This is a genomic window from Streptomyces sp. NPDC000075 (genome assembly GCF_040301925.1).
GTDB classification, from domain to species: domain Bacteria; phylum Actinomycetota; class Actinomycetes; order Streptomycetales; family Streptomycetaceae; genus Streptomyces; species Streptomyces polychromogenes.
On the sequence record NZ_JBEPFL010000002.1, the window covers coordinates 306312 to 329539 of the forward strand.

At 74.1% G+C, this 23228-nt stretch carries 23 protein-coding genes; 15 read left to right on the plus strand and 8 right to left on the minus strand.

Going from position 1 to position 23228, the window contains the following annotated elements; all coding sequences use genetic code 11:
- Positions 1-157 precede the first annotated feature (157 nt).
- From ABT403_RS03595 to nadE, 3 genes are all read left to right on the plus strand, one after another.
- Positions 158-1423, plus strand: a complete 1266-nt coding sequence (locus ABT403_RS03595; protein WP_425580190.1) for a sensor histidine kinase — start codon at positions 158-160, stop codon at positions 1421-1423.
- The gene (locus ABT403_RS03600; RefSeq protein WP_344157765.1) at positions 1420-2025 is read left to right on the plus strand and encodes a response regulator; all 606 of its coding nucleotides are present in this window, start codon (positions 1420-1422) and stop codon (positions 2023-2025) included. The genes ABT403_RS03595 and ABT403_RS03600 overlap by 4 nt, the downstream gene beginning before the upstream one ends.
- Positions 2026-2168: 143 nt before the next feature.
- On the plus strand, positions 2169-3017 hold the full coding sequence (gene nadE / locus ABT403_RS03605; protein ID WP_344157768.1) for an NAD(+) synthase: 849 nt from the start codon (positions 2169-2171) through the stop codon (positions 3015-3017).
- On the opposite strand, the gene ABT403_RS03610 is transcribed toward nadE, so the two are convergent.
- A complete protein-coding gene (locus ABT403_RS03610; RefSeq protein ID WP_344157771.1) occupies positions 3011-3787 on the minus strand; it encodes a transglycosylase SLT domain-containing protein in 777 nt (258 codons plus the stop codon). The two genes, nadE and ABT403_RS03610, sit on opposite strands and share 7 nt — an antisense overlap.
- A 403-nt stretch (positions 3788-4190) precedes the next feature.
- Positions 4191-5174, minus strand: coding sequence for a dihydrodipicolinate synthase family protein (locus tag ABT403_RS03615; protein ID WP_344157774.1), 984 nt, complete (start codon positions 5172-5174; stop codon positions 4191-4193).
- A gap of 71 nt (positions 5175-5245) precedes the next feature.
- Between ABT403_RS03615 and ABT403_RS03620 the strand changes: the two genes are divergently transcribed.
- The 5 genes from ABT403_RS03620 (at position 5246) to ABT403_RS03640 (ending at position 10576) form a co-directional block, all read left to right on the plus strand.
- Positions 5246-6199, plus strand: a complete 954-nt coding sequence (locus ABT403_RS03620) for a LysR family transcriptional regulator (RefSeq protein ID WP_344157777.1) — start codon at positions 5246-5248, stop codon at positions 6197-6199.
- A 73-nt stretch (positions 6200-6272) separates the two neighbouring features.
- Complete coding sequence (locus ABT403_RS03625; RefSeq protein WP_344157780.1) at positions 6273-7358, plus strand: S-(hydroxymethyl)mycothiol dehydrogenase; 1086 nt, start codon at positions 6273-6275, stop codon at positions 7356-7358.
- Between the two features lie 184 nt (positions 7359-7542).
- Positions 7543-8853 carry an alpha/beta fold hydrolase gene (locus tag ABT403_RS03630; RefSeq protein ID WP_344157784.1) on the plus strand — a complete coding sequence of 437 codons (1311 nt, stop codon included), beginning with the start codon at positions 7543-7545 and terminating at the stop codon, positions 8851-8853.
- A 61-nt stretch (positions 8854-8914) separates the two neighbouring features.
- Positions 8915-9679, plus strand: a complete 765-nt coding sequence (locus ABT403_RS03635) for a PIG-L deacetylase family protein (RefSeq protein WP_344157787.1) — start codon at positions 8915-8917, stop codon at positions 9677-9679.
- Positions 9680-9742: 63 nt separating this feature from the next.
- Entirely contained in the window at positions 9743-10576 is an 834-nt protein-coding gene (locus ABT403_RS03640; protein ID WP_344157790.1) for an enoyl-CoA hydratase/isomerase family protein, read from the plus strand.
- Here the strand turns inward: ABT403_RS03640 and ABT403_RS03645 are convergent.
- Genes ABT403_RS03645 through ABT403_RS03655 form a run of 3 tightly spaced genes read right to left on the minus strand, consistent with a single transcriptional unit; the run spans position 10573 to position 13310 of the window.
- On the minus strand, positions 10573-11178 hold the full coding sequence (locus ABT403_RS03645) for an SMI1/KNR4 family protein (protein WP_344157793.1): 606 nt from the start codon (positions 11176-11178) through the stop codon (positions 10573-10575). The genes ABT403_RS03640 and ABT403_RS03645 overlap by 4 nt on opposite strands.
- 36 nt (positions 11179-11214) lie before the next feature.
- A complete protein-coding gene (locus ABT403_RS03650; protein WP_344157796.1) occupies positions 11215-12114 on the minus strand; it encodes an SDR family oxidoreductase in 900 nt (299 codons plus the stop codon).
- A 59-nt stretch (positions 12115-12173) separates the two neighbouring features.
- Positions 12174-13310: a hypothetical protein gene (locus tag ABT403_RS03655; RefSeq protein WP_344157799.1), complete on the minus strand. Its 1137-nt coding sequence runs from the start codon at positions 13308-13310 to the stop codon at positions 12174-12176.
- 243 nt (positions 13311-13553) lie between these two features.
- Between ABT403_RS03655 and ABT403_RS03660 the strand changes: the two genes are divergently transcribed.
- From ABT403_RS03660 to ABT403_RS03680, 5 genes are all read left to right on the plus strand, one after another.
- A complete protein-coding gene (locus ABT403_RS03660; protein WP_344157802.1) occupies positions 13554-14528 on the plus strand; it encodes an NADPH:quinone oxidoreductase family protein in 975 nt (324 codons plus the stop codon).
- Complete coding sequence (locus ABT403_RS03665; RefSeq protein WP_344157805.1) at positions 14525-15715, plus strand: acyl-CoA dehydrogenase family protein; 1191 nt, start codon at positions 14525-14527, stop codon at positions 15713-15715. The genes ABT403_RS03660 and ABT403_RS03665 overlap by 4 nt, the downstream gene beginning before the upstream one ends.
- On the plus strand, positions 15712-16860 hold the full coding sequence (locus ABT403_RS03670; RefSeq protein WP_344157808.1) for an acyl-CoA dehydrogenase family protein: 1149 nt from the start codon (positions 15712-15714) through the stop codon (positions 16858-16860). The genes ABT403_RS03665 and ABT403_RS03670 overlap by 4 nt, the downstream gene beginning before the upstream one ends.
- Positions 16861-17022: 162 nt before the next feature.
- Positions 17023-17391 carry a tyrosinase family oxidase copper chaperone gene (locus tag ABT403_RS03675; RefSeq protein ID WP_344157811.1) on the plus strand — a complete coding sequence of 123 codons (369 nt, stop codon included), beginning with the start codon at positions 17023-17025 and terminating at the stop codon, positions 17389-17391.
- A 27-nt stretch (positions 17392-17418) separates the two neighbouring features.
- On the plus strand, positions 17419-18282 hold the full coding sequence (locus tag ABT403_RS03680; protein ID WP_344157814.1) for a tyrosinase family protein: 864 nt from the start codon (positions 17419-17421) through the stop codon (positions 18280-18282).
- Between the two features lie 121 nt (positions 18283-18403).
- Here the strand turns inward: ABT403_RS03680 and ABT403_RS03685 are convergent, their stop codons facing one another.
- A complete protein-coding gene (locus tag ABT403_RS03685; RefSeq protein WP_344157817.1) occupies positions 18404-18688 on the minus strand; it encodes a chaplin in 285 nt (94 codons plus the stop codon).
- Between the two features lie 94 nt (positions 18689-18782).
- Positions 18783-19106: a hypothetical protein gene (locus ABT403_RS03690; RefSeq protein ID WP_344157821.1), complete on the minus strand. Its 324-nt coding sequence runs from the start codon at positions 19104-19106 to the stop codon at positions 18783-18785.
- A gap of 144 nt (positions 19107-19250) precedes the next feature.
- Between ABT403_RS03690 and ABT403_RS03695 the strand changes: the two genes are divergently transcribed.
- Positions 19251-20705 (plus strand): carboxylesterase/lipase family protein, encoded by a 1455-nt coding sequence (locus ABT403_RS03695; protein WP_344157824.1) that lies wholly within the window; start codon positions 19251-19253, stop codon positions 20703-20705.
- On the opposite strand, the gene ABT403_RS03700 is transcribed toward ABT403_RS03695, so the two are convergent.
- Positions 20683-22074 carry an alpha/beta hydrolase-fold protein gene (locus tag ABT403_RS03700; protein ID WP_344157827.1) on the minus strand — a complete coding sequence of 464 codons (1392 nt, stop codon included), beginning with the start codon at positions 22072-22074 and terminating at the stop codon, positions 20683-20685. The genes ABT403_RS03695 and ABT403_RS03700 overlap by 23 nt on opposite strands.
- A gap of 271 nt (positions 22075-22345) precedes the next feature.
- Here ABT403_RS03700 and ABT403_RS03705 point away from each other — a divergent pair, with 271 nt between their 5' ends.
- Positions 22346-23227 carry an alkaline phosphatase family protein gene (locus tag ABT403_RS03705; RefSeq protein ID WP_344157832.1) on the plus strand — a complete coding sequence of 294 codons (882 nt, stop codon included), beginning with the start codon at positions 22346-22348 and terminating at the stop codon, positions 23225-23227.
- Position 23228: the final 1 nt, after the last annotated feature.

Consider the following 23228-nt stretch of genomic DNA (forward strand, 5'->3'; position numbering starts at 1 on the left):
CACGCCCGGATGTGACATTCGTACTGCCCGGGACCGTACGCGCGGATCTGCCGGAGCCGCCGCCCCGTTCCCTAACGTGGCGGTCATGACAGAGCAGATCTCCGCACCGCCCCTCGCACGCGGCGGCGCACAGGTGGAACGGGAAACGGGAACGGACATGCGGGACGAGTGCCGGAACGCGAAGGACCGCAAGGCGCGGAAGGCCCGGAAGGCCCAGTGGAAGGCCGAGTGGAAGGCCGACTGGCCGGCCCGCAAGGCCGCCTGGCGGGAGGCGGAGAAGGCCCGCAAGGCCCGGGGCGAGGCCCCCGACTACGGCAGCGGCCCCATGGGCCCGCCCAACGCCTTCACCCTGCTGCCCTGGCTGCTCCTGGGCATGGGGGCGATCTCCAACCTCCTCCACGGGAAGACCCCCAACCCGTGGATCGGGGCCCTGGGCCTGCTCCTGTTCAACTCCCTCTACATCACCCTGGTCTTCCGGGCCTTCGACAAGCGGGCCCGGGAGGCGGCCGCCACCCGCTGGTGCCTGGCGGCGCTCGCCGCCGTCACCTGCGCGATGGCCGGGGCCTACGGCGACAGCTGGCTGCTGTTCTTCCCGCTGCTGGGCCTGGCCACCGGCGCCGTCGTACGGGGCCGCCGGCTCGGCCAGGTGCTGTTCGGCATCAGCGCCCTCGCCGGGGTGATCGCGGGGCTGCGGGAGGGCTGGGACGCCCTCGGCATCGTCTACGGCACCTTCCTGTCGGGCATGGTCACCGCCGCCATCCTCGCCCTGGCCGAGACGGTCCGGGAGCTGCGCGACACCCGGCAGGAACTGGCGCGCAACGCCGTGGACCAGGAGCGGCTGCGCTTCTCCCGCGACCTGCACGACCTGCTCGGCCACACCCTGTCGGTGATCGTCGTGAAGTCGGAGGCGGCCCGCCGCATCGCCCCCCGCGACCTGGACGCCGCGCTCGGCCAGGTCCGCGACATCGAGACCGTCGGCCGCCAGGCCCTCACCGAGATCCGGGAGGCCGTCACCGGCTACCGCGAGGCCAGCCTGGCCGCCGAACTCGACCGGGCCCGCGCCGCGTTGACCGCCGCCGGTATCGAGCCCGTGGTGCGCCAGTCCGGGCCCCCGCTGCCCCCGCAGGCGGCGACCCTGCTCGGCTGGGTGGTCCGCGAGGCCGCCACCAACGCGGTCCGCCACAGCGGGGCGGGCACCTGCGAGATCGAGGTGCACGGCGGGCCGGAGCGGGTCCGGCTGGTGATCACGGACGACGGCAGCGGCGTAGGCTCGACCCCGCCGGGCAGCGGACTGACCGGCCTCGGAGAACGCCTCGCGGCCGCGGGCGGCACGCTGACCGGCGGCCCCGTACCCGGCGGAGGCTTCCGGGTCACCGCCGAACTCCCGGTGGAGACCGGGGAAGGGGACGAGGGGAACGGATGATCAAGGTCCTGCTGGCGGAGGACCAGGGCATGATGCGCGGCGCCCTGGCCCTGCTGCTCGGGCTGGAGGAGGACATCGAGGTCGTGGCGCAGGTGGCCGCCGGGGACGCGATCGTGCCCGCCGCCCTCGACGCCCGGCCCGACGTGGCCCTCCTCGACATCGAACTCCCGGGCCGCAGCGGCCTCGACGCCGCCGCCGAACTGCGTACGGCCCTCCCCGGCTGCCGGGTGCTGATCCTCACCACCTTCGGCCGCCCCGGTTACCTGCGCCGGGCGATGGAGGCGGGGGCCGCCGGGTTCCTCGTCAAGGACGGGCCGGTGGAGGAGCTGGCCGCCGCCGTCCGCCGGGTGCTGGCGGGGGAGACCGTGATCGACCCCTCGCTCGCGGCCGCCGCGCTCAGCGCCGGCCCGAACCCGCTGACCCCGCGCGAGGCCGACGTGCTGAACGCGGCCGCCGACGGGGCCACGGTCGCCGACATCGCGGCCCGGGTGCACCTGTCGGAGTCGACCGTACGGAACTACCTCTCGGCCGCCATCGGCAAGACCGGCACCCGCAACCGCATGGAGGCCGTCCGCGCGGCGCGCCGGCAGGGCTGGCTCTGAGCCACGACGGGGGCGGCGGGGGCGGCAGGGGCGGTGGAGCCGCCTGGGTAGGGTGGGGGCCAGACACCCCACCGTCGAACGGGAACGCGGCTGTCCGCCGACGGCGCGGACGGCGCGGACACCGCCGAGAACGAGGAGCAGACGTGAGCGAGCCGGCGTCCATCGCCCTGCAGCAGGAGATCGCCCGGGACCTGGAGGTCGCCGAGACCTTCGACGCCGAGCGCGAGATCGAGCGCCGGGTGGCCTTCCTCGCCGAGCGGCTGACCTCGACCGGGCTGCGCTCCCTCGTCCTCGGCATCAGCGGCGGGGTCGACTCCACCACCGCCGGCCGGCTGTGCCAGCTCGCCGTCGAGCGGGCCCGCGCGGCCGGGCACGAGGCCCGGTTCTACGCGATGCGGCTGCCCTACGGGGTCCAGGCCGACGAGCACGACGCCCAGCTCGCCCTGTCCTTCATCCGCGCAGACCACGTCCTGACCGTGGACGTCAGGCCGGCGAGCGACGCGGCCCTGGAGGCGGCGCGGGCCGCCGGCGTGGAGTTCCGCGACGCCCACCACGAGGACTTCGTCCACGGCAACATCAAGGCCCGCCAGCGCATGATCGCCCAGTACGCGGTGGCCGGCGCCCACGACGGGCTGGTGGTCGGCACCGACCACGCCGCCGAGGCGGTCTCCGGCTTCTTCACCAAGTTCGGCGACGGGGCGGCCGACCTGGTCCCGCTGACCGGCCTGACCAAGCGCCGGGTGCGCGCGGTCGCGGACGCCCTGGGCGCCCCCGCCGAGCTGGTGTGGAAGGTCCCCACCGCCGACCTGGAGACCCTCGACCCGGGCAAGGCCGACGAGGACGCCCTCGGTGTGACCTACGACGACATCGACGACTTCCTGGAGGGCAAGCCGGTCGACGCCCGGGCCTTCGAGACGATCGTGCGCCGCTACCGGCTCACCGACCACAAGCGCCGGCTGCCGATCGCCCCGGGACACCTCCCGGCTCAGTAGGCCCCGTTGACGTTGTCGATGGAGCCGTAGCGGGCGGCGGCGTAATTGCAGGCGGCCGTGATGTTCGCGACGGGGTCGTAGGAGTCCATCGCGGTGCCGGGCACGTGGTAGGCCCGGAAGGTCGGGTCGATGACCTGGAGCAGCCCCTTCGAGGGGATGCCGGCCGCCGCGTTGGAGTCCCAGTTGTTGATGGCGAGGGGATTGCCCGAGGACTCCCGCATGACGTTGCGGTGGATTCCGTTGTAGGTGCCGGGAATTCCGTGCCGCGCCATGATGTCCAGCGACTGCCGGATCCAGCCGTCCAGGTTGTTCGCGTACGTCTTCACGGCGGCGGGCGCTGCGGCGGGCGCGGCGGCCGGCTTCGCGGCCAGCGCGGCGGCCCGGGAGGCGGCGGCCTTCGCGGGCCCGCCGAGCGACAGCTTGAGCCCGGGGCGGATGACGGAGGGGTTGCTGCCGATGACCGTCCGGTTGGCCGCGTAGAGGGCCTGCCAGCCGCCGCTCACCGAGTGCTCCGCCGCGATCTTCGCCAGGGTGTCGCCGCCGACCACGGAATAGGTCAGCGGGGCCACCGCCTGCTCCGCGGCCGGCTTGGCGGCTGGCTCGGCGGCGGGCAGGGCCACGGTGTTCGCGGCGGGCTGCAGGGCGGCCGCCCCGGCCGTGGTCGCGCCGATCAGGGGGAGGGCGAGAGCCGCTCCGCCCGTGCCGGCGAAGGCCAGCTTGCGGGCGATCTTGTGCTGCTTGGGCCGGCGGTGCTTACCCGGTGCGGGCATGGCGCATTTCCTCACGTGCGGGTGCGGGGGAGTCCCGGCGGCGGCCGGATTCGGCAGTCGGCCGCCGGGAATGAGGGTGACCGTAGGCGAGCGCGGGGGGCCGGACAAGACGCGAATTCCCCCCGGAGATCGACTTCTCTCCGGGGGTCCGGTAAACGACCTTGGAAAACTTCTCGGGAAATCGAGGTTTCCCTTTCCGGGAAAAGGGAATCGACCCTTCCGGGGAAATTGATGTTGGCCCGGCGGGTGTGGCTCACATCACGGCCCCGCCGGGCCCCCCGTTCCCTCGCTCAATACGGGCAATTCGCGGGCCGATGCCGCCGATTGGGGCGAGACGCGCGAGAGCCTTGAATCCGGATGAATACGGCTGAATCGGGCGCGCTTTCGGGGGTCTGCGGCCCGGTCAGAGCGCGGCGGCCGGATCCCTGGGCGTCGCCGGTTCCTCCAGTTCCTCCAGAGCCTCCAGTTCCTTCAGGGCCGCCGCCACGGCCGCCCCGGAGGCCGGCAGGAGCGGAAGCCGTACGCTGGGCGTCGGGATCCGCCCCCGCGCGTGCAGCACGCCCTTGACGACGGAAGGGTTCGGCTCCGTGAAGAGGGCCGCCGACAGCCGCGCCAGCCCGTGCCCCAGCTCCCGGGCCCGCACCGCCTCCCCGTCCCGCCAGGCCCCGGCGAGCTCCGCGAACCGCTCCGTCGCCAGGTGCGCCGACGCCAGGATCCCGCCCGACGCGCCGAGCGCGAGCAGCGGGGACACGTACACGTCGTCCCCGGCCAGCACCGCGAACCCCTCCGGCAGGTCCCCCAGCAGCGCCACCGCCTCCTGGTCGATCCCGCCGCCCGCGTACTTCACCCCGGCCACCCCCGGGAGCGAGCCCAGCGCCCGCAGCGCGGCCGCGTCCAGAGCCTGACCCGTGCGGTACGGGATGTGATAGACGACCAGCGGCACCGGGCTCACGGCGGCCAGCCGGGCGAAGTGCGCCAGCACCCCCGCCACCGAGGGCTGGACGAACGCGGGCACGGTCACCAGCGCCGCCCCCGCCTGCGGCCACCGCGCCAGCCGGGCCAGCGAGGCCTCGGCCGCCCGGGTCCCGATCGCCCCCGCTCCCACCGTGAGCAGCGCGCCCCGCTCCCGGCAGACCCGGGCGCAGACCCCGGTGACCAGGTCGCGCTCGGCCTCCTCCAGGGCGGCCGTCTCGGCGGTGGTGCCCAGGGCGACGATCCCGGCCGCGCCCGCGTCGAGCACCTCGTGGGCGAGGGCCTCCAGGGCCCCGGCGGCGACCTCCCCGTCACGGTCGAAGGGGGTGATGAGCGGGACGTGGATCCCGTCGAGGCGCGGGCCCGAGGTCCGGCCGGCCGTGTGCCGTGCGTACTGCTCCGTGTCCTGTCGCATGCCCAAGAGCCTCGCCCGCTCCGAGCGGTGAATCCAGTTCACATTCCTTACGTGATCCGTAAGCTGAGCCGATGCTCGACGTACGCCGCCTGCGGCTCCTGCGCGAACTCGCCCGCCGGGGCACCATCGCCGCCGTGGCCGAGGCCCTCGCCTACAGCCCCTCCGCCGTTTCCCAGCAGCTCGCCGTCCTGGAGCGGGAGGCCGGACTGCCGCTGCTGGAGCGCACCGGCCGCCGGGTCCGGCTCACCCCGGCCGCCCAGAACCTGGTCGGGCACGCCGAGGCGGTCCTGGAACGGCTGGAACGGGCCGGCGCCGACCTCGCCGAGGCCCGCGGCGGACTCGCCGGGGTGCTGCGCGTCGGGGCCTTCCCCACCGCGACCCGCGCCCTCGTCCCCGCCGCCCTGGTCCACCTGGCCCGGCGCCACCCCGCGCTGGAGCCGATGGTCCACGAGACCGACCCGGCGGCCGTCGCGCACGCGCTGCGGGCCGGGGACCTGGACGTGGCCCTGGTGCACACGTACGACTTCGTCCCCACGCCCCCCGAGCCGGGGCTGGCCACCCGCCCGCTGTACGGGGAGGCCATGTACCTGGCCGCCCCGGCGGAGCCGCCATCGGGGGCGTGGCCGGAGCCCGGCCCGGCCGCCCCCGTCGCCGACCAGGGCGCGGTCCTGCGGGCCCACCGTGACGCGCCCTGGATCACCGCCACCCCCGGCACCCTGTGCCACACCATGACCCTGCGCGCCTGCCGGGCGGCCGGGTTCACGCCCCGCGTGCGCCACCGCATCGACGAGTTCGCCACCGTCCTCGCGCTGGTCGCGGCCGGGCAGGGGGTGGCCGTCGTACCCCAGCTCGGGGTGACCGGCCCGCCGGGCGCCGGCGTGGCCCTGACCCGCCTCGACATGGAACGCCGCACCGAGATCGCCTTCCGCAGCGGGGCCGGCACCCACCCCGCCGTGGCCGCCTTCGCCGCGTCGCTGCGGGCCGCGGTACCGCCGGATCTGGCCGTACCGCGCGCCGGGGCGTGACACAACTCCCGCACCGCGCGCCGCCCGTGTACGTTCGGTGATCCAGACCGATCCGATCAGAACGGGGTACGACGTGACACATCGCGTACGAGGAGTCATCGCACGGAGCAAGGGCGCGCCCGTGGAGACGACCACGATCCTCGTGCCCGACCCGGGCCCGGGCGAGGCCCTGGTCAAGGTCCAGGCCTGCGGGGTCTGTCACACCGACCTGCACTACCGCGAGGGCGGCATCAACGACGAGTTCCCCTTCCTCCTCGGGCACGAGGCGGCCGGTGTCGTCGAGTCCGTCGGCCCGGACGTCACCTCCGTCGCCCCCGGCGACTTCGTGGTGCTCAACTGGCGCGCGGTGTGCGGCACCTGCCGGGCCTGCAAGCGCGGACGCCCCTGGTACTGCTTCGCCACGCACAACGCCACCCAGCCCATGACCCTCGAGGACGGCACCCCGCTCTCCCCGGCCCTCGGCATCGGCGCCTTCGCGGAGAAGACCCTCGTCGCCGCCGGCCAGTGCACCAAGGTGGACCCGGCCGCCTCGCCCGCCGCCGCCGGGCTCCTGGGCTGCGGGGTGATGGCCGGCCTCGGCGCCGCCCTGAACACCGGCAACGTCGGGCGCGGCGACTCGGTCGCCGTCATCGGCTGCGGGGGAGTGGGCAACGCGGCCGTGGCCGGCGCCCGGCTGGCGGGCGCCTCGAAGATCATCGCCGTGGACCTGGACGACCGGAAGCTGGAGTGGGCGCGCGGACTGGGCGCCACCCACACCGTCAACGGCCGCACGCAGGAGGTGGTCAAGGCGATCCAGGAGCTGACCGGCGGGAACGGCGCGGACGTGGTCGTCGAGGCCGTCGGCCGCCCCGAGACCTACCGGCAGGCCTTCTACGCCCGCGACCTGGCCGGCACCGTCGTGCTGGTCGGCGTACCGACGCCGGAGATGAAGCTCGAACTCCCGCTCCTCGACGTCTTCGGCCGGGGCGGCGCCCTCAAGTCCTCCTGGTACGGCGACTGCCTGCCCGAGCGCGACTTCCCCCTCCTGATCGACCTCTACCTCCAGGGCCGGCTCGACCTCGACGCCTTCGTCTCCGAGACCATCCCGCTCGACGGGGTCGAGGAGGCCTTCACCCGCATGGAGCGCGGCGAGGTGCTCCGCTCGGTGGTCGAGTTCTGACGGGCTGACCCCGCGGCGGCTTCCGTAGACTCGGCCGGACCGCACACCTCCGCCCGCCCCGGCCGCGACCCGGCCGGGGCCCGGCGCAGGCCCGGGACCCTCCGGCACCTTCCCGTCCGCCCGTTCGCTCCGCGAGCGACGACGGGAAGGTGCCGCCGGGCCCCCAGACCCCCAGGAGCCGTCCGTGACCCGCCAGCGCAGCCACAGCTACCGCCAGCCCGGTGTCGTCCTGACCGACCACCACTTCAGCGTGCCGCTCGACCACGCCCGCCCCGGCGGGGAGCACATCGAGCTCTACGCGCGCGAGGTGGTCGCCACCGGCAAGGACCCCGAGCGGCTGCCCTGGCTCCTCTACCTGGAGGGCGGCCCCGGCTTCGGGGCCCGGCGCTTCACCGGACGGCAGGCCTGGCTGGAGCGGGCCCTCGCCGATCACCGCGTCCTCCTCCTCGACCAGCGCGGCACCGGCCGCTCCACCCCGCTCAACCGGCAGACCCTGCCTCTGCGCGGCACCCCCGCGCAGCAGGCCGAGCACCTCGCCCACTTCCGGGCCGACTCCATCGTCCGCGACGCCGAGACCATCCGCCGCACCCTGACCGGCGGCGCCCCCTGGACCGTCCTCGGGCAGAGCTTCGGCGGCTTCTGCGCGACCCACTACCTCTCCACCGCCCCCGAGGGCCTCACCGCCGCCCTGATCACCGGCGGCCTGCCCTCCCTCGACGCCACCGCGACCGAGGTGTACGAGGCCGCGTACCCGCGCGTCGAGCGCAAGAACCTCGCCCACTACGCCCGCTACCCCATGGACGTCGAACGCGCCCGCCGCATCGCCGCCCACCTCGCCGAACAGCCCGCCGAACTCCCGGGCGGCTACCGGCTCACCGCCGAGGCCTTCCAGTCCCTCGGCCTGCTCCTCGGCACCGGCGACGGCAGCCACCAGCTGCACTACCTCCTCGAGGACGCCTTCGTCACCACCGCCTCCGGCCCCGCCCTCTGCGACGCCTTCCTCGAAGCGGCCCTCTCCCACCTCTCCTTCGCCGCCCACCCCCTCTACGCCCTCCTGCACGAGACCATCTACGCGCAGGACCCGGCCGCCCCCACCGGCTGGGCCGCCGAACGCGTCCGCGCCGCCCACCCGCGCTTCGACGCCGCCAAGACCCTTGAGGGCGCCGAGCCCCTCCTCTTCACCGGCGAGACCATCCACCCCTGGCACTTCACCGCCGACCCCGCCCTGGCCCCCCTGCGCGACACCGCCGAACTCCTGGCGGCCCGCACCGGCTGGCAGCCCCTCTACGACCCGGCGCGCCTCGCCGTCAACGAGGTCCCGGTGGCGGCCGCGGTCTACCACGACGACATGTACGTCGACACCGCCCACTCCCTGCGCACCGCCCGCTCGATCCGCGGCCTGCGCACCTGGGTGACGGACGAGTACGAACACGACGGCGTCCGCGCGGGCGGCCCCCACGTCCTGGACCGCCTCCTCACCCTCCTCGAGGAGTAGGCCACGTCGAGCGGCGCCACCACCAGCGTCCCTGACGGTCCGTTCGCCTATTGTGCGGGCTATGACCGAACAAGCTGATCAGCAGGCGCCCTTGCAGCCGATGCCCACCGACTGGCAGCGCGCCCTCGCGGTGGTCGCCCATCCCGACGACCTGGAATACGGCTGCGCGGCCGCCATCGCCCACTGGACGGACGGCGGCCGCGAGGTCGCCTACGTGCTCGCCACCCGGGGCGAGGCCGGTATCGACGGGGTCGCGCCGGACGAGTGCGCCCCGCTGCGCGAGGCCGAGCAGCGCGCCAGCGCGTCCGTCGTCGGGGTCTCGACGGTGGAGTTCCTCGGCCACCGCGACGGCGTCATCGAATACGGCCCGGACCTGCGCCGGGACATCGCGGCGGCCATCCGGCGCCACCGCCCCGAGCTGGTGATCACGCTCAACCACCGGGACACCTGGGGTGGAGCGGACGGCGGCGGGAACTGGAACAGCCCCGACCACAAGGCCGTCGGCCGGGCCGTCCTGGACGCCGCCGGGGACGCCGGCAACCGGTGGATCTTCCCCGAACTCATCTCCGAGCAGGGCCTGGAGCCGTGGGACGGGGTGCGGTGGGTAGCGGTGTCGGGGACCACCACGCCGACGCACGCGGTCGAGGCGGGCCCGGGCCTGGAGCGCGCCGTGCACTCCCTGCTGGAGCACAAGGCGTACATCGCGGCACTGACCGACCAGGACCCGCAGGAGTACGTGAGGAACTTCCTGACCGGCAACGTCCAGCAGGCGGCGTCCCGCTTCGGCGGCGTCCCGGCGGTCCCGTTCGAGGTCTTCCCCCGCTGATCGCCTCCGTAGTAACCTGACGCTCCGTCAGTCAACGGTCGTCGGGAGCGGGGTGCGGTACGCGTGATCGACACGGTCTCCACGGACATCGGCGAGGGCGAGGAGCGCGTCCGGCTGGACGTCGAGGACGGGATCGCGCTCCTCACCCTCTGCCGCCCCGGCGAACTCAACGGCTGGAGCTGGGAGTCCACCCGCCAGCTGGGTCTGCTCGCCGACCGGATCCGCTTCGACCCGGCGGTGCGCGCGGTCCTGCTGCGGGCGGAGGGCCGGGCCTTCTGCGCGGGCATCGACGTCACCGCCCCCGGCGGGGACATCACGGGGGCGTCCGCCGCCGAGCGGACCCGTAACTACTACGAGGGCATCCGCTGGGTCCACGAGCGCTTCGCGGTCCTCTCCCGCCTCCCGCAGCCCGTCGTGGCCGCAGTCCAGGGCTACTGCCTCGGCTTCGGTTTCGAACTGGCCCTGATGGCGGACATCCGGGTGGCCGCGGACGACGCCGTCTTCGCCCTCCCCGAGGCGCGGCTGGGGGTGGCGGTGGACGCCGGCGGCGACCTGCGCATCGCCCGGGAGGCGGGTGCGGGCTGGGCCAAGCTGCTGGCCCTGACCGGCCGGCGCGTCGACGCGGCGACGGCCGAGCGGCTGGGCCTGGTCCAGCTGGTGGTGCCCCCGGCCGAACTGGACGCCACGGCCCGCGCGCTGGCGACGGAGATCGCGGCGAACGCCCCGCTGGCCGTCCAGGGCATCAAGCGGGCGGTCGACGCCTACGCCGACGCCGCCCTCCCGGCCGCCCTCGACCGGGTCGCGATGACGGCCGCCCTCACCCTGGCCTCCGAGGACGCCCGCGAGGGCTACACCGCCTCGGCGGCCCGCCGGCCCCCGCACTTCAGAGGAGCCTAGGAAGCCCTGGGCGTGCGCAGGTCGCGGAAGCTCTGGTACTCGGCGCGCATCAGGGCGGCGAAGGAGTCGTACCGCTGCGGTCCGTACCCGCTCCAGGCGGAGTACCGGTACGCCGCCCACTCGCCGTCGCCGTCCACGTCACCGGGGTCGAGGAGCAGCCAGGTCTGGTCCCCGGTCAGGGATATCTGCACCGCGCGGTTCCACCGCGCGCTCTGGTACTCCGCCTGCTCTTCCCCCTCCTCCTCTTCTTCGTCCTCGTCCTCCTCGTCGAGGTCCGCGTCCAGGTCCTCCCGCTCCCACATCGTGAGGTCCTCGTGGAGGAAGGCCGTCAGCTCCCGGACCGGCCCCACCCGGTCCGCCGGAGACAGCAGCTCCACGAACTCCCCGGCCCACCGCCAGCCATCGGTGACCTCCAGGAACGCCCGGTAGGAAGGCGGCAGTACGGCCCCGAGCCGGGTCTCGAGCGCGGCGATCCGCTCCTGCGGGGCCGGATCGAAGCCCAGCCAGCCGAGCGTCGGCTGTGCGGGCTCCTCGGCCCGCCGGGCGGCGTCGCGCTCGGCGCTCCAGGTGCGCAGGAAGGGTTCCCATTCGTGGATCTTCATGTACCCGATGGTGCCGCACCCCACCGACAACGGCCCTCACGGGGTGAACGGGCCGCGTCCCAGCTGCTCGCGCACCGGCACCACCTCGGGCTGGACCAGGGCCCGCCGCTGCCAGTTCGCCCCGTCGACCACCAGGGTGTGGCCGGTGATGAAGGCGGCGTACGGCGAGGCCAGGAAGGTGGCGGCCCAGCCCAGTTCGCGCGGCGCCCCCACCCGAAGGGCGGGCTGCCGGCCGTCCTGGCCGTCCGGCGCGGCGCGCTCCAGGCCGCCCCGGATCTCGCGGGGCATGTCGGCGTGCGGGAACAGCCCGGGAACCAGCCCGTTGACCCGGATCCCGTACGGCCCCCACTCCACGGCGAGGGTCTCCACCAGGTTCTTCACCCCGGCCTTGGCGGCGGCGCTGTGCGCGAAGCCGGGCCCGCCGGTCCAGGCGTAGGAGGCGCCGATGCTGACGATCGCCCCGGGCGTGCCGGCGGCGAGATGGCGCCGGCCGAACTCGCGGGTCATGAACCAGGTGCCGGTCAGGGTGGTGTCCACCACGGCCCGCCAGGCGTTGGGGGACAGGTCCTCGGCGGGGCAGGGGAAGTTGGCCGCCGCGTTGTTGACCAGCACGTCCGGCGGCCCGAGCGCGGCCACGGCCGCGTCGAAGACGTCCGCGACCCTCTCGGGGTCGCGGACGTCGCAGACCGCGGCCGTGACCCGGCCCGCGCCGGGTACGGCCACCAGCTCCTCGCGGGCCGACGCGAGCTGCCCGGCCCGGCGGCCGGCGATCACCAGGTCCGCGCCGAGCCGGGCGAACTCGGCGGCGATGGCCTTGCCCAGCCCGGTGCCGCCGCCCGTCACGAGGACCACCCGTCCCTCGTACGTACCGGGGGGCAGGGCGGCCGCGCCGAGCGGTGGGGGCGCGGGCAGCCCGCGCCGGGTCTCATCCGTCATGGGGCATCGATAGCGCGCGGGCGCTCAGATCGCCATGCCCGCGCACCGGGCGTACGGGCCTACTCGGGCTGGTACGCCTGCTTCGTCGCGCAGGTCCAGATCACCGGCTTCAGCGTGCCGGCCGCGTTGACGGCCGCGCCGCCCACCCGGCCGTCGTCGGCGGCCGACGAGGCGGTGCTGGCCCGGTTCGCGGCCAGCCGGGGCAGGGCGAGCAGCGGGCCCGTGCCCGGCCACAGCTGCGCCTGGTCGGGGAGGGTCTGCTCGTCCGGGTGGAACTTCGCGGTGCCGACGGACACGCCGGTCGTCGGGCTGATCGCCTCCAGGGTGCCGTAGGGGTGGGTCTTCAGCACCCCCGGGTAGGACGTGGACCCGGCGTACGGCGGGGTCCAGGTCACCGGCAGGTACCGGTACCCCATGCCGTTCCAGTCGTAGCCCACCGCGCGGCCGCTCTCGTCGAGGTCCTGGACGTAGCTGTCGTTCGAGGTACGCGACAGGGCCTTGGCGGGTCCGCCGCCGGCGGGCCAGAGCACGGGGAAGGTCCCCTCCATGTGCTCGCCGGTCTCCGGGACCTCGTAGTCCTCCCGGGCCATGCCGAGGATGTCGCCCCTGTTGTTGACGGCGGTGACGGTGTCCACCCTGGTGTTGGGGACGGAGCCCGCCGGAACGGCCAGTTCGCGGACCTTCAGGCCGTCCTTCCAGACGGCGCCCCGGCCCGTCCGGGTGGCGGCGACGACGTATCCGGCGTCGTTGACGTCGGCGTCGGCGGACAGGAAGTCGCTCTCGGGCAGCCTGGTGACCGCGGCGTCCCCCGCCCGGTAGGTGAAGAGGTAGCCGTCGGCGCCGTACACGGCACCCACCATCAGCCCGCCCTTGTTCACGGCGAGCACCGCGCCCGAGGGGGAGGTCTCGGGCAGCGGGACCTTGTGGAGCCGGGTGCCGGTCCAGTAGACGGCCCTGCCGCCGGAGCGACCGACGGACAGGTTGGCCGTGCCGAGGCCGAGGACCCCCTCGGACTGCGGGTTGCCCACCTGGTAGCCGCCGGAACCGATCGAGCCGAGCACCTGGATGCGGGGCGTGCAGGAGGCGGTGGCCGCGGCGGCCGGTCCGGCCGCGGTGACGATGCCCGCCAGGACGAGGGCGGCGGTCGCCGCCGAGGCGGCGCGGCGGGTGCGGGTGCGGGTGCGCGTGTGGTCCATCGTTCTCTTCCCCCTGTGCTGTGTGCCCGTGGCCCGGACCCACGCCCGGAATGGGCGGCTCCGGGCGCACGGGACCCCCGATGTGTCATATGCCCTGTGAAAGCGGCAAGTTGATGTTATCTCCAGGTCTCCTGTTCCCACCTCGATCGTGTGTGCCCGCTTCCGCCGAGGGTTCCCAAGGGTGCAAGCGACCGCTTAGTATGCCGCCGAGCGTGGTTCCTCGACGGCGGCTGGAGGCCCCGGATGCAGGCATGGCGAGTACACACGACCGGCGAACCCCGCGAGGCCATGCGCCTCGAGGAGGTCCCCGAACCGGTACCCGGTGAGGGCGAGGTCAGACTCAGGGTGCTCGCCGCCAACGTCAACTTCCCCGACGCGCTCCTCACCCGGGGCCAGTACCAGATCCGGCCCCCGCTGCCCTTCACCCCCGGAGTGGAGATCTGCGGCGAGACCGAGGACGGCCGGCGCGTCATCGCCAACCCGTGCCTGCCCCACGGCGGGTTCGCCGAGTACGTCACCGCGCCCGCGCGCGCCCTGCTCCTTGCCCCCGGCTCCCTCGACGACGCCGAGGCCGCCGCCCTGCACATCGGCTACCAGACCGGCTGGTTCGGCCTGCACCGCAGGGCCCGCCTCCAGCGCGGCGAGACCCTCCTCGTCCACGCCGCCGCCGGCGGGGTCGGCAGCGCCGCCGTCCAGCTCGGCAAGGCCGCCGGGGCCACCGTCATCGGGGTCGTCGGCGGCAGGGCCAAGGCCCGCACCGCCGAGGAGCTCGGCTGTGACCTCGTCATCGACCGCACCACCGAGGACCTGGTCGCCCGGGTCAAGGAGTTCACCGGCGGACGCGGCGCCGACGTGGTCTACGACCCCGTCGGCGGCGACGCCTACACCGCCTCCGCCAAGTGCGTGGCCTTCGAGGGCCGGATCGTCGTCGTCGGCTTCGCCGGCGGCACCGTACCCGCCCCCGCCCTCAACCACGCCCTGGTGAAGAACTACTCCATCCTCGGCCTGCACTGGGGGCTGTACGCGGCCAAGGACCCGGCCGCCGTCCTCGCCTGCCACACCGAACTCACCCGCCTCGCCGACCAGGGGGCGATCACCCCCCTGGTCAGCGAACGGGTCCCGCTCGCCGGGGCCGCCGACGCCGTCCAGCGCGTCGCCGACGGCACCACCACCGGCCGGCTGGTCGTCGTACCCTCCCTGCCCGGCGGCGCCCGATGACCCTCACCGCCGCGCGGCTGCTCACCCGCACCCGGGACCTCCTCGCCGCCCACCCGCCCGCGACCACCGACCCCGCCGACTTCCTGCGCGCCCGCTTCGACGCCGGACTCGCCTGGGTCCACTACCCCGAGGGCCTCGGCGGACTCGGCGCGCCCCGCACCCTCCAGGCCGTCGTCGACGCCGAACTGGAGGCCGCCGGCGCCCCCGACAACGACCCGCGCCGGATCGGCATCGGCCTCGGCATGGCGGCGCCCACGATCCTCGCCTACGGCACCGAGGAGCAGAAACGCCGTTTCCTGCGCCCCCTGTGGCTGGGGGAGGAGGTCTGGTGCCAGCTCTTCAGCGAGCCCGGCGCCGGCTCCGACCTAGCCGCCCTCGGCACCCGCGCCGTCCTCGACGAGGCGGCCGGGGAGTGGGTGGTCGACGGGCAGAAGGTGTGGACCTCCAGCGCCCACACCGCCCGCTGGGCCATCCTCATCGCCCGCACCGACCCGTCCCTGCCCAAACACCGGGGCATCACCTACTTCCTGTGCGACATGCACGCCCCCGGCGTCGAGGTCCGGCCGCTGCGCCAGATCACCGGCGAGGCCGAGTTCAACGAGGTCTTCCTCACCGGCGTCCGCATCCCCGACACCCACCGCCTCGGCGCCGTCGGCGAGGGCTGGGCCGTCGCCCGCACCACCCTCATGAACGAACGCGTCTCCATCGGCGGCATGCGCCTGCCGCGCGAGGGCGGCATGATCGCCCCCGTCGCCGCGGCCTGGCGCGAACGCCCCGGGCTGCGCACCCACGCCCTGCACCAGCGGCTGCTCGGCCTGTGGGTCGAGGCCGAGGTGGCCCGCCTCACCGCCGAACGGCTGCGCCAGCAGCTCGCGGCCGGCCAGCCGGGCCCCGAGGGCAGCGGGATGAAGCTCACCTTCGCCCGCCTCAACCAGGAGATCAGCGGCCTGGAGGTGGAACTCCTCGGCGAGGAGGGCCTCCTGTACGAGGACTGGACGATGCGCCGCCCCGAGATCGTCGACTTCACCGGCCGCGACGCCGGATACCGCTACCTGCGCGCCAAGGGCAACAGCATCGAGGGCGGCACCAGCGAGATCCTCCTCAACATCGTCGCCGAACGCGTCCTCGGACTGCCCGCCGAACCGCGCGACGACAAGGACACCCCCTGGAAGGACCTCGCCCGATGAGCGCACGCCCGCCGCAGCCGGGCCACTCGGCCCCCCGCGCCCCGCTCGACCTGCTGTACTCCGACACCGAGGAGGAACTCCGCGCGGCCGTGCGGTCGCTGCTCGCCGACCGCTGCGCACCCGCCGCCGTCCTCGCCCGGGCGGAGACCGGCCACCCCCACGACCCGGAGCTGTGGCGGACCCTGGCCGCCGGGATCGGCGCCGCCGGACTGCTCGTCCCCGAGAAACTGGGCGGGGCGGGCGCCGGCCACCGGGAGGCCGCCGTGGTCCTGGAGGAGCTGGGCCGGGCCGTCGCCCCCGTCCCGTACCTGACCGGGTCCGTCGTCGCGACGGAGATCCTGCTCGCCTGCGCCTGTGACGGCCCCGGGGCGGCGGAGCTGGTACGGGAGCTCGCGGCCGGACGCCTCGTCTGCGTCCCCGCCCTCCCCCTGACCCAGGCCCCCGGCGCGCCCCTGCCGGCGCCGCTGCACGACGGCGGCGGCGGGGTGCTCAGCGGGACGGTCACCTCCGTCGCCGACGCGGTGGCCGCCGACGTCCTGCTGGTCCTCGCCGACACCGGGCTCCACGCCGTCCCCGCCGGCCGCGCCGTCCTCACCCCGGCGGTCCCGCTGGACCTGACCCGCCCGCTGGCCACCGTCACCCTCGACGGCGCCGCCGCGACCCCCCTCGCCGACCCCGCCACCGCCCGGGCGGCCGTCGCCGGAGCGCTGCTGTCCGGGGCCGGGCTGCTGGCCTCGGAGCAGGTCGGGATCGCCGAGTGGTGCCTCACCGAGACCGTCGCGTACCTGCGCGGCCGCCACCAGTTCAACCGTCCCGTCGGCTCCTTCCAGGCCCTCAAGCACCGCCTCGCCCGGCTCTGGCTGGACGTGGCCTCCGCCCGCGCGGCCGCCCGGGCGGCGGCCGACGCCCTCGCCACGGCCGCCCCCGACGCGCCCCTGACGGTGGCCGTCGCCCAGGCGTACTGCTCCGGGGTCGCGGTCCGGGCGGCGGAGGAGTGCGTCCAGCTCCACGGGGGGATCGGCATGACCTGGGAACACCCCGCCCACCTCTACCTCAAGCGCGCCAAGGCCGATGCGCTCGCGCTCGGCACGGAGGGGCACCACCGCGGCCTGGTGGCCGACTTCGCGGAGCTGGCGGCGCCATAACCTCCGTTTCGCCTCAGTCGCCGGCGGGGCCGTTCACCGCCCCGTCGGCGACTGAGGCGCGTGTGGGGCCGGGGGGCGGAGTCTCCCGTCACGCACAGGTGACCTCTCCCCGCCACTCGGCGTTAGACCCCGCGTACGCGGACCAACGACCGAGGGAGACCCATGTACGCCAGCGCCCGTGCCACGCGCACCCGCCGCGCCTTCCTCCGTACGGTGTTCGGCGCGACCGCCCTCGCCGGTACGGCCGCCGCGCTGACCCCCCTCCTGCGGACCCGCCGCCCCCGGCAGACCCTCGGCCCGGCCCCGCTCGCCGAGGAGACGTACCGGGGCCGGCACATCAGCGTCGACCCGGCCGGGGAGGCGGTGCACATCGACGGCCGCCCCCTGCACGTCATGCGCCGCGCCGACGGCAGCTACCTCAGCGCGGTCAACCACTTCCAGTCCTACGACACCCCGCTGGAGCTGGCCCGCGCGGCCGTCGACGAACTCGGCACCACCCAACTGGCCTTGGCCGCCCCGCACCACGGCTGACGGCCGGGAACCAGGAGGACCCCCGCGGTGTACACCCGGCAGAACCAGAAGAACCTCACCGGCGCGCAGAAGAAGCTGTTCACGTCCGCGCTGCTGGAACTCAAGCGCAACGGCACCTACGACGAGTTCGTGCGCACCCACGGCACCTACTTCGTGCCCGACCGGGACCGGAAGCTGCGCGTGGGGCACATGTCCCCGTCGTTCTTCCCCTGGCACCGCAGCTACCTGCTGGAGTTCGAGAAGCGGCTGCGGGAGCTCGACCCCCGCATCTCCATCCCGTACTGGGACTGGACCGCCGACTCCAGCCCCGTCTCCTCCCTGTGGGCCGATGACTTCCTCGGCGGCACCGGCCGGGAGGGCGACCTCCAGGTGACCACCGGCCCCTTCGCCTACGAGCGGGGCAACTGGACGATCACCGTCGGTGTCAGCGAGGCCCCGTTCCTCACCCGCAACCTCGGACGGCCCGGCAATCCCATCTCCCTGCCGACCGCCGCCGAACTCCAGTGGGCGATCGACGACCCCGTCTACGACTCCTCACCCTGGAACTCCACCACCGAGGGCGGGGGTTTCCGCAACAAGCTGGAGGGCTGGGCCGCGCCCAAGAGCGAGCGCTGGCGCAACCACAACAAGGTCCACCAGTGGATCGGCGGCCATATGACGGGTGCCACCTCCCCCAACGACCCCGCGTTCTGGCTGCACCACGCCTTCGTGGACCTGGTCTGGGACCGCTGGCAGCGGCGCCATCCCCGCTCCGGCTACCTGCCGGCCGCCCCGCTGGAGCTCGGGGACCTCCAGCGGGGCCGGGTCATCGCCCTCGACGAGCCGATGCCCCCCTGGGACGTCACCCCGCGCGAGATGCTCGGCCACGGGGGCGTCTACCGCTACGAGTGAACGCGCGCGGCCCCTTCGTACCGCGGAGGGAGCCGCGAAGGGTGGCGCAGCCCACGGCAGGGCACGGAAAGGGCCCCCGCCTCTTGGCGGGGGCCCTTCAGCCGGTCAGGCGGGGAGGCGATCAGTCGCCGTAGCTGCCGCCCTCGGTGTGGTGGCCGCCGCCGCCGGAGGCGTTGACGCAGGTGTTGCCGAAGGCCGGGTTCAGCAGGGCGATCACGTTGACGGTGTTGCCGCACACGTTGACCGGGACGTGAACCGGAACCTGAACGACGTTGCCCGACAGGACACCGGGGGAGCCGACCGCCGCACCGTGCGCTCCGGCATCGGCGACGGCCAGACCGGCGCCGGCGGCCATGGTGCTACCGGCGACAGCGGTGATGGCGAATGCCTTCGCGATACGCGACATCAAGATCTCCTCGTGAGATGTGGGCGCCGCATCCTCTGCGGCATTTGACATGGCATACAACGCGGCGAGCGCCGAGTGGTCACGGCCCAGTGGGCTACCCGGGGACGGAAAAACGGACAGAGGCGAAGGAGGGCCGGACCTGAGCGACCGCATCCGGCCGCATAACCGCCACCACCCGCCCCTTGCAGTGCGGTTCGCGGTACAGGGACGCGGTGTGCCCCGTGTGGTTGGTGACCGCGCGCCCGCCGCCGCCCGCCGCCTCCGCGCAGCCGTTCGGGGAGGTCACGCCGTGGACGCGGTCGTCCTGGCCGACGTACTGGAATCCGGGACCGGCGGCCTGTGCCGGGCCGGACGCGGCCGACAGCAGGGCGCCCAGGGCCAGGGCGGCCGCGGCGGGGGTGATGAGGTTCGCTCGCATGCCGGTCCAACCCGGCCCGCCCGGGAGCCGGTCACGCCTTGTCACCCGTCGGACGGGTGTGCGACCGTGCTCGGAACGCCCGGAAGCGGAACCGGGCCCTACCGAGGCCCGGGCGCGGACCGGGGCCGGCCGAGGAGAGCGCGGATGAGCACAGCGGGCGGTGGGCGCCGGCCCCGGGCGGGCACCGGGTACGGGGTCGTGGAGGGCCGCTGGGAGGCCGGCGGCACCGCCGTCTTCCGGGGCGTCCCCTACGCCGCCCCGCCCACGGGCGTCCTGCGCTTCGCCGCCCCGCGGCCCCCGGCCGCCTGGGACGGCGTACGCGACGCCGGGGCGTTCGGGCCGACCGCGCCCAAGGTGCCCTATCCGCCGGTCTTCGCCGCCCTGCTGTCCGACCCCGAGATCCCCGGTGAGGACTGCCTGACCCTCAACGTCTGGACCCCGGACCCGGCCCCCGGCGCCCGGCTGCCGGTGATGGTCTGGATCCACGGCGGCGCCCACACCCGGGGCTCGTCCGCCGTGCCCGTCTACGACGGCTCCGCCTTCGCCCGCGACGGGGTCGTGCTGGTCTCGGTGAACTTCCGGCTCGGGGTCCTCGGCTACGGCCTCTTCCCCGACGCCCCCGCTAACCGGGGCCTCCTCGACCAGATCGCCGCCCTCGAATGGGTCCGCGACCACATCGCCGCCTTCGGCGGGGACCCCGGCCGGGTCACCCTCTTCGGCGAGTCCGCCGGCGCCATCAGCATCGGCGCCCTGCTCGCCGCCCCGCGCGCCTCAGGCCTCTTCGCCCGGGCCGTCCTCCAGAGCGGGGCCCCCGAGGCGCTCCTGCGCGACCAGGTCCGCACGATGGTCCGGCGGATGGCGGCGCGGCTGCGGGTGCCCGCCACCGCCCGGGCCTTCGAGGCGGTCCCTCTGCCCGCGCTGCTCTCCGCCCAGGAGGCGGCGATGCGCCGCTCCTCCCCGGTGCTCGGCGGCCCCGCCTTCGGGCTGGTCACCGACCCGGACACGCTCCCGGCCGACCCGCTGGACGCGGCCGTGGCCTCGGACGTGCCGCTGCTGATGGGCTGGACCGCCCAGGAGCACCGGCTGTGGCTCGCCCCGACCGGCGGGGGGAGGCTGCTGGACCGGCTCGGGCCGCTGGCCGTGGCGTACGGGCGGCTGCGCGGCGGCAAGGACCGGGCCGCCGTGCGGGCGCTGCGCGCCGCGCTGCCGGAGGCCTCCCCGGCCGACCTCGCCGGGCAGCTGGTCACCGACCGGCTGCTGCGGGACCCCCTGCGCCGGATCGCCGGGGCCCGGCGGGCGGCCCCGAGCCACCTCTACGAGTTCCGCTGGCCCAGCGGTGTACCCGGTCTCGGCGCCTGTCACGCGCTGGAGCTGGGCTTCGTCTTCGACACCCTCGGCCGGCCGGAGTCCTCCTGGCTGGCCGGGCCGGACGCGCCGCAGGCCCTGGCCGACGAGATGCACGGGGCCTGGGTCCGCTACGCCGTCACCGGGGACCCCGGCTGGGAGCCCTGGAACGGCAGCGGCCCGCCGAAGGTGTTCGGCGGGCCGGAGCCGGAGGCAGTGCGTGCGGAGGCTGTTACTCCACTGGTCCTTCCATGACCTTGCTGATGAACTGGATCGGTCCTTCACCCATGTTCGGCACGTAGGTCTTGGCGTTGTGCTGGCCGCCCGGGATCACCCTCAGACTGGTGTGGATGGGGCCCTTGGTATAGGTGGCGACGAACTTCTGCACGTCCGGGAGCGTCTTCTTGTTGCTCTCGTTGTCGCCGACCTGGAAGGCTAGGTAGACGTCCGGGCCCTTCTTGTCGATGAGCTGCTTGGCGAGCAGCTCCGGGTTGTTCTCGGCCTTCTCCTTGTCGTGCCCCGCCCACAGGGGGGAGTCCGGGACGATGTCCGGTCCGGAGCAGATCGCGGCCTTGAACTTCTCGGGGTACTTCAGCACGGCCTTGAGGCTCGCGAAGCCGCCGGTGGAGGAGCCCATGTAGGCCCAGCCGTCCCGCGACTTGACGGTGCGGAAGTTCTCCTTCATCAGGTTCGGGACGTCCTCGGTCAGCCAGGTGCCCATCTTCGGCTGATCCGGGATGTCGGAACCGTCCCAGTAGATGGCCTTGGGCTCGTCCGGCTGCGGGTTGAGCACCGGCATGGCGAGGATGAAGGGCTTGCTCTTGCCCTCCTCGTACCACTTGCTGATGCTGGACTGGAGCTTGAGGTCCGTGCCCATCCAGTAGTTGACCGGGTAGCCGGCGCCGCCGGGCAGGGCGATCAGGACCGGGAAGCCGCTCTTGGCGAACTTGGGGTCGTTGTACTCCTTCGGGGCCCAGACCCACACCTTGCCCTTGAAGCCGGACTTCTTGCCGTCCAGCTCGGTGACCGCCACCTTGGTGCCGTCGGACAGGGTCGAGGCGTTCTTGAACTGGGCCGTCGGGTTCGTCGGCATCAGCGCCTTGGAGTTCGGCGCCTGCTTCGCCCCCTCCGCCGCGCCGCCCTGGGGCTTGCCGAAGGAGACGGCCTCGCCCTTGTCGGTGAACGGCGGTATCTCGAAGTACGCCATCACACCCGCGCCGATGCCGGCCAGGGCCAGCACCGTGACGCCCGCGATGATCCACTTCTTCGCCTTGGACTTGCGGCGCGGCGGCTCCTCCTCGTAGGGAGGCTCGTACTGGTCGTACTGCTGCTGCCGGTAGTCCGGCTGCTCGTAACGGGGCTGCGCCTGCGTCGGTGCCTCGTACCCGTACTGGTCCTGCCCGTAGGGGGGCCGGCCCTGCTGCGGCCGCCCCTGCTGGGGGCCGCCGTAGGGCTGCCCGTCCTGCGGGGGCCGGCCGTACGGCTGCGGACGCCCGCCCTGGGGGGCGTACTGCGGCCGGCCCTGCTGGGCTCCTTGCGGCTGGCCGTAGGGCGGGCGCGGCGGCGGGTTCTGACCTTCCGGCCGGTACGGCGGCTGGTACTGGCCGTCGGGTGAGTACGACATGTGCGGTGGCTCTCCGGCTGTTGCTGGCCCCGTCGGGGGATGACGACTGCTTCCGTTCGAATGATGAACGATAGTGCCTCGGGGTTCCCTATTTTTCCTTTTCTTGACGGTCCAGGGGGTAGGGCATTGCCCATCGCCTGTACGGCGCACGGAGTTCCCCTCCTGTTATCCACGCGTCCCTGGCCCATGCACACGCCCCTGGGTATGGTGCGTCCGCGCCGCCGCCCCCAAGGCTTCCCCCATGTGCCCGGAGGTACATCCCGTGTTTGGCATGACCATTTCACGGCCCCGCCGCAAGACCGCCCTGGCCACCGCCTTCGGCGTCACCGCCGCCGGTGCCGCCCTCTGGGCCGGCCTCGGCAGCGCGCAGCCCGCGCACGCCGCGGGCCTGCCCGCCCCCGACCACACCGTCGTGGTGGTCTTCGAGAACCACGCCTACAACCAGGTCATCGGCAGCTCCAGCGCCCCCTACATCAACTCCCTGAAGGCCGGGGGTGCCAGCCTCACGCAGTCGTTCGGCATCACCCACCCCAGCCAGCCCAACTACATGCAGCTCTTCTCGGGCTCCAACCAGGGCGTCACGGACGACAGCTGTTACACCCCCGGCTTCAGCTCCGCCCCCAACCTGGCCTCCGAGCTGATAGCCGCCGGCCAGAGCTGGGGCAGCTACAACGAGACCCTCCCCAGCCAGGGCTCCACCACCTGCTCCAGCGGCAAGTACGCCCGCAAGCACAACCCCTGGTTCGCCTTCTCCAACGTGCCCACGAGCACCGCGAAGACGATGACCCAGTTCCCCACGGACTTCACCACCCTGCCCAAGGTGTCCTTCGTCGTCCCGAACCTCTGCAGCGACATGCACGACTGCTCCGTCGGCACCGGCGACACCTGGCTCAAGAACAACCTCAAGGCCTACGCGGACTGGGCCAAGACCCACAACAGCCTGCTCGTCGTCACCTTCGACGAGGACAACCGGCTCGCCGGCAACCAGATCCCGACCGTGCTCTACGGCCAGCCCGTGACCCCGGGCGCCACCACGGCCACCACCTACAACCACTACGACGTGCTGCGGACCCTGGAGGGCCTGGCCGGGCTGACCACCCACGCCGGGAACGCCGCCACCGCCAAGGACATCACGGGGATCTGGGCCTCCTGAC